The sequence below is a fragment of the Mesorhizobium sp. M4A.F.Ca.ET.022.05.2.1 genome (assembly GCF_003998845.1).
GTDB lineage: Bacteria > Pseudomonadota > Alphaproteobacteria > Rhizobiales > Rhizobiaceae > Mesorhizobium.
This window is the reverse complement of sequence record NZ_RZOJ01000210.1, coordinates 1-10,271: the sequence shown is the minus strand read 5'-3', so window position 1 is coordinate 10,271 and position 10,271 is coordinate 1. Positions and strand designations below refer to the sequence as shown.

9 protein-coding genes and 1 pseudogene are annotated in these 10,271 nt (G+C 60.5%); 8 read left to right on the top strand and 2 right to left on the bottom strand.

Annotated elements, in window-relative coordinates:
* The 8 genes and pseudogenes from EN745_RS21305 to repC all read left to right on the top strand — a co-directional run.
* A pseudogene (locus EN745_RS21305) lies at positions 1–936 on the top strand (site-specific integrase); the annotation flags it as partial.
* Between the two features lie 268 nt (positions 937–1,204).
* Positions 1,205–1,414 (top strand): hypothetical protein, encoded by a 210-nt coding sequence (locus EN745_RS21300; protein WP_127422184.1) that lies wholly within the window; start codon positions 1,205–1,207, stop codon positions 1,412–1,414.
* A 351-nt stretch (positions 1,415–1,765) separates the two neighbouring features.
* Positions 1,766–2,044 carry an antitoxin of toxin-antitoxin stability system gene (locus EN745_RS21290; protein WP_127410484.1) on the top strand — a complete coding sequence of 93 codons (279 nt, stop codon included), beginning with the start codon at positions 1,766–1,768 and terminating at the stop codon, positions 2,042–2,044.
* Complete coding sequence (locus tag EN745_RS21285; RefSeq protein WP_127422183.1) at positions 2,041–2,325, top strand: type II toxin-antitoxin system RelE/ParE family toxin; 285 nt, start codon at positions 2,041–2,043, stop codon at positions 2,323–2,325. Before EN745_RS21290 ends, EN745_RS21285 begins: the two co-directional genes overlap by 4 nt.
* Positions 2,326–3,437: 1,112 nt before the next feature.
* On the top strand, positions 3,438–3,887 hold the full coding sequence (locus EN745_RS21275) for a hypothetical protein (protein WP_127422182.1): 450 nt from the start codon (positions 3,438–3,440) through the stop codon (positions 3,885–3,887).
* Between the two features lie 406 nt (positions 3,888–4,293).
* On the top strand, positions 4,294–5,499 hold the full coding sequence (repA, locus tag EN745_RS21270; RefSeq protein WP_127422186.1) for a plasmid partitioning protein RepA: 1,206 nt from the start codon (positions 4,294–4,296) through the stop codon (positions 5,497–5,499).
* Positions 5,500–5,566: 67 nt separating this feature from the next.
* A complete protein-coding gene (gene repB, locus EN745_RS21265; RefSeq protein ID WP_127422181.1) occupies positions 5,567–6,571 on the top strand; it encodes a plasmid partitioning protein RepB in 1,005 nt (334 codons plus the stop codon).
* Positions 6,572–6,727: 156 nt separating this feature from the next.
* Entirely contained in the window at positions 6,728–7,933 is a 1,206-nt protein-coding gene (gene repC, locus EN745_RS21260; protein WP_127422185.1) for a plasmid replication protein RepC, read from the top strand.
* A 374-nt stretch (positions 7,934–8,307) separates the two neighbouring features.
* On the opposite strand, the gene EN745_RS21255 is transcribed toward repC, so the two are convergent.
* Both EN745_RS21255 and EN745_RS21250 read right to left on the bottom strand, forming a co-directional pair.
* The gene (locus EN745_RS21255) at positions 8,308–9,477 is read right to left on the bottom strand and encodes a tyrosine-type recombinase/integrase (protein WP_127422180.1); all 1,170 of its coding nucleotides are present in this window, start codon (positions 9,475–9,477) and stop codon (positions 8,308–8,310) included.
* A 9-nt stretch (positions 9,478–9,486) separates the two neighbouring features.
* The coding region (locus tag EN745_RS21250; protein WP_127422179.1) for a hypothetical protein at positions 9,487–10,271 on the bottom strand (785 nt) is incomplete at its 5' end.

Below are 10,271 nucleotides of genomic sequence, written 5' to 3'. Positions count from 1 at the left end.
GGACTATGTCGAAGCTGCAAGCTCCGCCAACACCCGCCGCGCCTATGCCGCCGACTGGAAGCATTTTTGCGCCTGGGCGCGGCGGCAGGGTGTCGATGCGTTCTCGCCCGATCCGCGAGTGGTCGGCCTCTATATCACGGCTTGCGCGTCCGGGTCTGTTCCGCAGACAAGCAGCCCAACTCGGTATCGACCATCGAGCGGCGGCTGTCGTCGCTGAGCCGGAATTTCACCCAGCGCCGCCAGCCGCTGGACCGCAAGGACCGTCACATCGTGACTGTCATGGCCGGCATTCGCAACAGACACGCCGCCCCGCCCCGGCAGAAGGAGGCGATCCTGCCGGAGGATCTGATCGCCATGCTGGAAACACTCGACCGCGGCACCCTGTGCGGGCTGCGCGACCGCGCCATGCTGCTCATCGGCTTTGCCGGCGGCCTGCGCCGCTCCGAAATCGTCGGTCTCGACGCTGCCAGGGATCAGACGGAGGACGGCCGCGGCTGGGTCGAGGTTCTCGACAAAGGCATGTTGGTGACGCTGCGCGGCAAGACCGGCTGGCGGGAGGTCGAGGTCGGGCGCGGCTCGTCCGACGCCACCTGTCCCGTCGTCGCCCTGCAGACCTGGCTGAAGCTCGCTCGCATCGAGCACGGACCGCTGTTCCGCCGCGTCACCGGCCAAGGCAAGGCTGTTGGCCCGGAGCGGTTGAACGACCAGGAGGTGGCCCGGTTGGTCAAGCGCACGGCCTTGGCCGCCGGCGTGCGCGGCGATCTTCCGGAGGGCAAGCGGGAGATGAAATTTTCCGGGCACTCGCTGCGCGCGGGCCTCGCCTCCTCGGCCGAGGTCGACGAACGCTACGTGCAAAAGCAGCTCGGACATGCCTCGGCCGAGATGACCCGAAAGTATCACCGGCGCCGCGACCGATTCCGGGTCAATCTCACAAGGCGAGTGGCCTGTAGGAGGTCGGGAAAAAGTCCCCTCCCCTTCCCGTTTGAATCGAAAAACGAGTGCTTTTCCTTCAAGGGCCCGACATGACCGGTCTCAACGAAGGAAAAAGGTCCCGTTTCGGCCGATATCGCGGGCTGCGCGAGGAGAAACGGCTTGCCCAGGGAGCTTGACGCTGCAAGCCTCGAGGAGTGTATGGGCGCGAACGCAATACCCATCGCGCACCCTGACCCTAGCCAACAAATCGTAAACGCAGGAGCGCGCATCGATGGAAACCAGGATCATCGACAGCCGTAACGATTTTGCACAATGGGCAATCGATAGGTCCAATGCGATTCTGACGGATCAGGGTTCGGAACTCGCCACCGCGGCCCGCAGGGGAAACGGAGCCGAGATCGCTGAGACAGCACAGACGCTCGGCCAAGCGATCGTCGATGCGCTGATGGAGGCGTTCGACGGCCTCGCCGGCGACGAATGAACCACGGCTTGGCCGGCACGACTGGCTGCGCCAACGGAAACGACGGCCGGTATGTGCGCTCCCAAATCCATCCAGCCATCATGATTTCAGACTGCGCTGAATCCGCCTCGGCGGCATCGCGAGAGCCTCGCTCGTCCTGCGCATCTTCAAAGGCAACAAGACCGTCGACGTCGAGCGGCTATCCGACAAGCATGTCACTCGCCCGGTAAGGCGGCCGCGCTTTGCCCTCCTCACCAAGGTGCCCTTTGAGCAAGCCCCATCCCCCGCATGAGGACGGTCGACTTTGCCGGCTTGCCGGCTGGTGATGACAACATATATACTTCATTAGTATCTAGCCCGCAGGAGCCGAGCATGCCGAAAGAGGCGGTTTTCACGTTGAAGCTCGAACCGGAGCTGCGCGACGCCTTCATGGCCGAAACCGAAGCCGACCATCGGCCGGCATCGCAGGTAGTTCGCGAGCTGATGCGTGATTACATTGAGCGCCGGCGCGAAGAGCGGGAGTATGACGAGTTCCTGCGCCGCAAGGTCGAGGTCGCGCGGTCCTCGATGCGGGCCGGCCGAGGCCGGACGAATGATGAGATCGAGGCTGACTTCGCCGCCCGGCGTGCCAAGACGGCAAGCCAGGCGTGAGGGTCATATGGACGCCAGAGGCCGAACAGGACCGAGCCGACATTTGGAGCTACATTGCGGCCGACAGCCCGTCAGCGGCCGCTCGGATGGACCAGCTTTTCAGCGACGCAGTGGCGAGGCTGGCGGATTTCCCCAAGCTCGGCCGCACCGGAAAAATCACCGGCACGCGCGAGCTGATTCCACATGAGAGCTACCGTCTGGTTTACCAAGTCGAAGGCGAAAACTTGTGGGTGCTGGCTCTGGTGCATACAGCTCGCCGGTGGCCGCCGACAAAAGAGTAAGCCGGGGCTGATGTCAAAGGCAGGATTTTCGCGCCACACTCCCGTAAATGCACCCCGCAAGGACCGAAATTGGGCTGGAATTTCAGCTTACGCTTCAACTGAGATCGGAAACTAAAGGCTACAGCGTTTATCACAATCACTCTTGTCGACAGTGATTGGTCTCGCCGCCCAGATTCGCGAAAATTCTGACCTTGGATCGTTGGGCGGCCCTGGAAACGCAGGGCTTTGTGGCTTTTTCCTTCTGGTCTAATGGAATCGCTCGCCCTGCTTGAGTGAACCACCTGGATGTGAGGAGCGCCGGAATGATACAATAGAGCCGATCCGCTTGCCCGATGCCCGCCACCGTCGAGGCCGAACTCGCATCTCTGGAGGGGTAGTCGGCCGATGCCGAGCTCGCCCCTGCCCTCAACAAGGACTTTCCAGGTTTTGCCTTCACCGTCGTGACCATCGATGATCCTTATTGGTGGAACCCTGGCGCCGTCCGTCTACCGCCTGCGCGGCATCGTCCATATGCGCAGTTTTTTGGCGCGCCGTGGGCGCCTTGGACGCGCGCAACGCGAGGCGAGGCGGCCCGAGCTCGAAAACCGCATCATCCGTGAGGTCGGCCCCCGACGGCACGCGTGACAGAGCGTTTTAGACGCCAATCCGGACTGGTTCTTTTTCGTGCCGCGCCATGTCCGCTTTTTTGCCCACTGGGAGCGATCGAGCGCGGCCACCGACCGCATCTTTGCCCACTGGGCCTTCGACATCCACGAAGCCTGCCCTTCGCCCGGTTCTTCTGATGACGCACGGACACTGGGTTGATCCGAATGTCGGCCAGGCGATCGCCGAACGCCTCTGCGCGAGACGGGTGCGGCTGCCCGACCAAGATGCTGCCATTCTGCTAGCCTGGGCCGACAAGCCGTATCTGTTCTGAGTGGCTGCCATGAATTCATGTGCCAAAGCTCGCATCCCAAGCAAAGCTGACGGCGCGCCAACGTCATCGACGCGCTCGATTAGGTCTGCCGTTCGATCGCCGCGCGTTTCTGGCTAGGTGCCATCTGGGAAAGGAAGACACTGGCGAGACCTCGTTAAACGCGCTTGCGTCGGACGTCGGTTATCTCGAAGCGTAGTTGCCAGACCGTCATAGGTCGGCTGCTGCCCTTCGGCGCCGGAGGGCGCTGCTGATCAAGTTCGTCGCGCATCGTCCGTGGGATCCCGCCAAGCGCGATCGTTTGTCCACGCACGACATGCCGGAAGACGTGGCAGCGGCCCTGAAGGCGCAAGGCCTGTTGTGTCTCGACGGCCCACACGCGCCCGCAGGTCCCCTGGCGGCTGTCGAGATGATGACGCTTGGCTTCGCGGGAGTTCACGCTCTGGGGCGGGGGCACGACCGTCCGCCGTCGGCCATGCGCGCCGCGGACCGCGATGGCATATCGAATAGACTGCCGTCTAAATGGCAAAAAAAGCTAGCGAAAACAGTCTTCTGGCCGTTCAGATTGCCGGAAATGTGTCTCTTTCACGAAGCTGGATTCTTCGAGAACGCGGACAACGCCGGTCCGACAGACGCAATGATGCGGTGAATGGGGAAGTTGCAGAAGGCGCATTCGGTCAAACCGGGCCGCTTCGGTAGCCTATTTTGATTCCAATATCGCTGCCTAGAGTAGACCAGATCTGCACGAGCCGGTTATCACTCTGGTATGTCTTGAGGCCGGAATCGCCGACAATCCTTCGATCTTCCTTTGCGCTCAGAACCAAACTGGAACAGTCCCCGCTTGCATGGAAACCGTCCGATCGCATTCCCAACCTGCCCGGGACACATGGGTGCCGAGTTTCAAAATCACACAACCAGTTCAGCACAGTTTTCTGGCACAGTTAGCGTTAACCTTTTGTTAACTTAAAATTTCTTGTCGGCACGAACGAATCGGACATAATGACGGCATTCGAAAGAATTTCGCCGAAATGCCGTCACTTGAGGTTCCGGAAAACATGAATGTATTAGCGCCCGTGTCGAAACCTTTGTTCGACGACACCATTCTGGCACAAGGCCGCGAGATTTCCAGGAAACTGAACCAGCTTCGTTTCGAGACATTCCCGCCGAACGCAAGGAAGACCTTGCGGCAATTCTCACTCGGGGAAGCGGCGTATTTCCTCGGGGTTTCGACTAGCAATCTCAAGAAGCTGCACCTGGAAGGCAAAGGTGTCGAGCCAACTATACACGCCGGGGGTCGGCGGACATATTCGGCTGAGCAGATCATGGAGCTGCGTCATTGGCTCGACCGTCACGGCCGAGCCGATGTGAAGAAATACGTTCCTCACCGCCGCAGGGGAGAGAAGCTGCAGGTCGTTGCTGTTGTTAATTTCAAGGGGGGCAGCGGAAAGACGACGACGGCCGCACACCTTGCGCAACATCTGGCGCTAACCGGGCACCGTGTATTGGCCATCGACCTTGACCCACAGGCTTCGCTGTCGGCCCTCCACGGCATCCAACCCGAACTCGACAAGAATCCGTCGATCTATGAAGCGATCCGCTACGACGACGAGCGGAAGCCCATCACGGGCGTAATTTTGCCGACAAACTTTCCAGGCCTTGAACTTATCCCTGCATCGCTCGAATTGCAGGAATATGAGTACGACACTCCACTGGCGATGCAGGATAAGAATTCCGTCGCCGGCAAGACGTTTTGGAATCGCATCGAAAAGGTATTGCAGGAGGTCGATGACCGTTATGACGTGGTCGTAATCGATTGTCCGCCCCAGCTCGGCTATTTGACACTGACTGCTCTGTCGGCGGCGAGTTCGGTGCTGATCACTGTACATCCGCAGATGCTCGACCTGATGTCGATGTCGCAGTTCCTTCTGATGCTCGGCGACATCCTGAAGACAATTCGCCAGGCCGGCGGCGAAGTAGATTTAGATTGGTTCAGATATTTGATCACTCGATACGAGCCGACCGACGTCCCGCAAGCCCAGATGGTCGGATTCATGCAGTCAATGCTCGCGTCGCAAATGCTCAAGACGCCGATGTTGAAATCGACCGCTATTTCGGATGCTGGGCTGACGAAGCAGACGCTTTATGAGGTCGAGAAATCCGGGATGAATAGGGCAACGTACGACCGCGCCATGGAGTCGATGGAAGCGGTTAACGCGGAAATCAGAGAACTAATCCACGGGGCCTGGGGACGTGCGAAATAGACGGCCGTCTAAGTCAGGTTTTAATGCAATGAAATCAGATGAATGACCCAAATTTTGGGACGCTGAAATGGCAAGAAAGCACATTTTCGACAATTTGATGCGGGAATCCGCGCCCGAAACGGCAGAAGATGGCGAGCCAGCTTCCCGGTTTCGCAAATTCGGAGCGGCGAGGTCCATCTCATCGTCGATCGATGAACTGGCCAGGCAAGCCTCCAAGCTCGCCGAAGGCGAAACGGTTATTGAAATTGATCCCGACTTGGTCGACAGGTCATTTGTGCCTGATCGCATGAGCGTTGATGAGGACGACGCATACCACGAACTGCTGGAGGCCGTCAGGGAGAGGGGACAGGATACCCCAATCCTTGTAAGACCCCATCCCAGCGCCGAAGGCCGCTACATGGCCGTTTTCGGACACCGACGGGTGAGAGTTGCCAAACAACTCGGCAGGCCTGTCCGCGCAGTGGTGAAGACGCTGGCAGACTTCGACCACGTTGTCGCACAAGGGCAGGAAAACTCCGCACGCGCCAACCTTACGTTCATTGAGCGTGTTATGTTCGCCCAGCAGTTGGGCGGGCTTGGGTTCAGCCGCGAAACCATCCAATCTGCTCTGTCGGTCGACTACCAGACGCTCTCTAAGATGCTGACGATTCCGAAAGCTATCCCTGCGGTCATCATTGATGCGATTGGGCCGGCCAAAGGGATTGGACGCGACCGGTGGTTGGATCTTCGGAAGCTCGTCGAGAACCCGAAGAACACGCCAATTGCCAACAGCTATGTGGCCAGCGAAGAGTTCGCGGCCGCGGATTCTGATGAGCGTTTCAACTTGCTCTTTGATTTTCTGAACGGAGCAAAGTCCAACAAGCCGATCAGGAAAGGGCTCGCTCCGCGGATCAACAGAACCTGGGCACCGGCCGACAAATCAGTCGCCGCGACGATTAAAAACAATGGAAAGACCTTCAGTCTGGCGCTGAAAGCGAAAGACGCGGCCGAGTTCGGCGAATACATTTCGGAGAACCTGGACAGCCTTTACGAGGCATTCAGGACATCGAAGAAAGAGGCAACAGGAGACTAAACCGCAAAAGAAAAAGGCCCCCGAACGTCACCGTCGCGGAAGCCCTTCTCAACCATAAGCAAGCTGAGAATCGCATCTCCACGAATCACTGTCAAGAGTCATTGGCGTCGTTTTGGCGAGCAGATTTCTTTTGCCTAATTGAAGGCGAAGGAAGAAATGGAGACGGGTATTGCAACGACGCCCTTTGGGCGGCGGCCGATGTCGCTTGCCCTGCTGGCAGCGCAGAACGAGTCAGGTGAAATCCCCAAGGGCAGGGTCGTCGACAAGTGGCAGATCTACCGCAACCTCTGCGAGGGCAAGAGCATCGTCGGCATCGGGGATCGTGCTCTGGCCGTGCTGAATGCACTGCTCTCTTTCTATCCTGACAGTGAGTTGAGTGAGGAAAACGGCCTTATCGTGTTTCCCTCGAACGCTCAGCTGTCGCTCAGAGCGCACGGAATGCCCGATGCCACACTCAGGCGGCACCTGGCGGCCCTTGTGGACTGCGGGCTGATCATCCGTCGGGATAGCCCGAACGGCAAGCGTTACGCCCGCAAGGGCAGCGGAGGGGGGATCGAGGAAGCCTTTGGTTTTTCCCTGGCGCCGCTGCTGGCCCGTGCTTATGAGTTCGAGGCGGCGGCCGAGCGTGTTCGCGCCGACAACAGGGCGCTCAGGCTTATGCGCGAGCGGATTACCTTGCACCGGCGCGACATCCACAAGCTGATCGAGGCGGCCTTTGACGAAGATGTCCCAGGCGACTGGGGAGGCCTTTGGAAGCGTTTCCGCCAGGTTGTGGAGGCTATTCCGCGCCGAGCCTGCATTGCCGATCTCGAGCCTATAGTTGTCGATCTGGCCTCGTTGCGTGATGGTGTGGACAAGCTGCTGGAAATCCATATGAAATCCACGAATCCGAGCGGCAATGACTCTCAAAACGAGCGGCAGCAATCTGATTCAAATACCGACTCTATTTTTGAATTTGAACCTGCTTTCGAGAAAAGCGGGGCGACGGCCGAGCCCAGCACGAGAACCGCAGAGCCCCCGAAAACCTATCCGCTGGGGCTTGTGCTGAAGGCCTGCCCCGAAATTGTGGACTACGCCGTGAACGGTATCGGTAATTGGCGCGATTTCATGATTACCGCCGCCCAGGTGCGCGGCTACCTTGGCGTCTCGCCGTCGGCGTATGAGGAGGCCTGCCATGCGATGGGCCAGGAAACCGCAGCGATCGTGATTGCCTGTATCCTGCAACGGGCTCAGCACATCAATTCCGCCGGCGGATACCTGCGCGTGCTGACTGACAAGGCCAAGGCAGGGGCTTTTTCTGTCGGACCGATGCTGATGGCGGCGCTGAAGGCGAACGGCGCGACGGCGAGGATGACGGGATGAGCACGGGGCGGTCTCAAGCGGGTGTCGGTATGATGCTGAAGGACCTGCATCGCGGCGCGAACGGCACTGGCGGAACTCCGCTTGTCCGGACAGTTTCCAAAGGCGGTCCTGCTCAATTCGATCCCACGGCTTGACGCGCTTATCACCGATCTGCCGAGTCGGGATTCGAGGTTCGATTTCCCGCGGTCAGTTGCCCTGGGATTATTGCACTTTGTGCCCGGGCACTGCCTTTGGTCTCGACATCTCCGTGCAGCGTAAGGGCGGGAGCTTGTTGTAGGGCGCGTTCGGCGCGAAACGGCATGTCGGGCATCGCTAAAGCATTAGAACCGACGTCTGACATCGCGCGCCGTGAGCGACGCGCACGATGTCCGGATCTATATGATCACCCGCGCCGCCCGGCCGAGCGTCCGCTCCGCGTCATTGTAATAGTTCGAAGCCTGCTGGACCGAGTGGTGCTGCGACTGCTGCATGGCTTCCGGCAGCGGAATGCCGCGGCGGGCGGTTTCGGTGAGGTAGCCCGAGCGCAGGCCATGCGCGGAAAAGGCTTGCGGGTCGAGGCCTGCCTCAGCGATGCGGCGCTTCAGGATCAGGTTCACCGCCTGCGGCGTCAGGGCGCGTTTTTCGAGATTGCCCCAACGGTCGATGCCGCGGAACACGGCGCCTTCGCTGATGTTCGCACGCTCCAGCCACTCCCGCAGGACCCGCACCGGACGGCCGATCAGCAACACGAAGGCGTCGCTGTCGGCTTGTGTCGTCTTGGTCCGGCCGAGCCGGATCGACAGGCACGGCAGTTTTTCGCCGTGGGGAGCCTTGGGATCGGTGGGTACCGGCTCTTCTTCGACGATCTGCTCGACGCGCAGCGCCGAAATTTCGCTGCGACGCCGGCCGCCGGAGGCGAAGGCGGTGATGAGGATCGCGCGATCCCTGACGTCGATGAGACGGTCGCCGGCACAGGCCTTGAGCAGCACGGTCAAAATGTCGGCGGTAACCGCCTTTTTGCTCTTGCGGCCGCGCGGGCGGGCGCTGGCGCGCACCGCCAACTTGATCGCGCTCTGCAGTCCCGGCGCGTTGAATTTTCCCCTAAGACCGCGCCATTTGGTCAGCGTCGACCAGCTGGACAGACGCCGGCGCACGGTGTTCGGCGCGTGCGGTCCATCGACGCGCAACAGTTTTGCCGACTTCAACGCCGCGGTCACGTCTTCCGGCATACCGTGCGAAACGTCGGTTTCACGCTTTGCGGGATCCCACAGGTGATGGGCGACGAATTTTATCAGCAGTACCTCCGGCGCCGGCCAGGGGAGCGAAAAACCGGTCGCGGCCAGAGACCATGCCTCGAGGTAACCGAGATCCGAGGCCAGGGCGCGCAAAGAATTTGCGCCGATGCCTTCCTTGGCGAGATGGCGCAGTGTGGCGACGTCGTCGTCGGTCAAAAGTTCGGCCAGAAAATCGCGGCGGTCGAATGGCAGTACCGAATCCAGCGCATCGAGCGCCTCCGCACGGCGCAGTTTTTGGTCGGATGCGAGTTTTGGCAGGCGAAGATCCATGACGGCGGCTCAGAACAGATATTTTTTGTCTGCCCAGCCGAGCAGCACGGCTGCATCGCGGTCTGGCAGGCGCACGCGGCCGGCACGCAGGCCTTCTGCGACCGCACCGCCGACGTCCGGATCGACCCAGTGCCCGTGCGTCATAAAAAAGAACCAGGCGAAGGGCAGGCCAATCTCCGCGTCGATCGCCTCGGTCCGCTCCATCAGCCGGTGCACCGAAATACCTTCTTCCATCGGCAGCTTCCCGGCGGGCATTTTGAGCGGCCGCGGGATAAAGCCGATTTCGCGTTTTTGGCCACGCCCCTCAAGATCGTGGATATCGAAGGCCCAATGGTCAAAAATGCGGTCGGCGCAGGCGCTCGACCGCTCCCAGTCGGCAAAAAAGCGGTTCTCGCGCGGCACAAAATCGAACCAGTCCGGGTTGGCGTCCAAAAAAGCGGTATCGCGCATGCCGTCGGGGCCGACCTCACGGATGATGCGGTTTTCCAGCTCGGGACGGTTTGCCTCGCGCTGCTCGCGTTCGATCCGAGCCAGGCGCGCCAAAAAACTTCGCATGTGAACTATGCCGCCGCCGGCGCGGCCGCGCAGCCGGTAGACTGGTCCTGCCAGAGGCTGCGCCTCGGCAGCGGAATCGCGAGAAACCCAGGACGGCTCCAAAAGATCGTCGGCGCTATAGGGGCGATAATCGGGATCGACGACGGGGCCGGCCAAAACCTCGATCTCGCGGCCGAGCGAGAGCTGAATAAAATCGGCGACGCCCGGCCCGGTCGGCGCAAAGGCGAAGGCGCTGGCGC

Bases quoted from the DNA above. Each gene is read 5' to 3' on its own strand.
- EN745_RS21300 (WP_127422184.1), top strand. From the start codon at position 1,205: ATGGAAACCAGGATCATCGACAGCCGTAACGATTTTGCACAATGGGCA.
- EN745_RS21290 (WP_127410484.1), top strand. From the start codon at position 1,766: ATGCCGAAAGAGGCGGTTTTCACGTTGAAGCTCGAACCGGAGCTGCGC.
- repA (WP_127422186.1), top strand. From the start codon at position 4,294: ATGAATGTATTAGCGCCCGTGTCGAAACCTTTGTTCGACGACACCATT.
- EN745_RS21255 (WP_127422180.1), bottom strand. From the start codon at position 9,477: ATGGATCTTCGCCTGCCAAAACTCGCATCCGACCAAAAACTGCGCCGT.
- repB (WP_127422181.1), top strand. From the start codon at position 5,567: ATGGCAAGAAAGCACATTTTCGACAATTTGATGCGGGAATCCGCGCCC.
- repC (WP_127422185.1), top strand. From the start codon at position 6,728: ATGGAGACGGGTATTGCAACGACGCCCTTTGGGCGGCGGCCGATGTCG.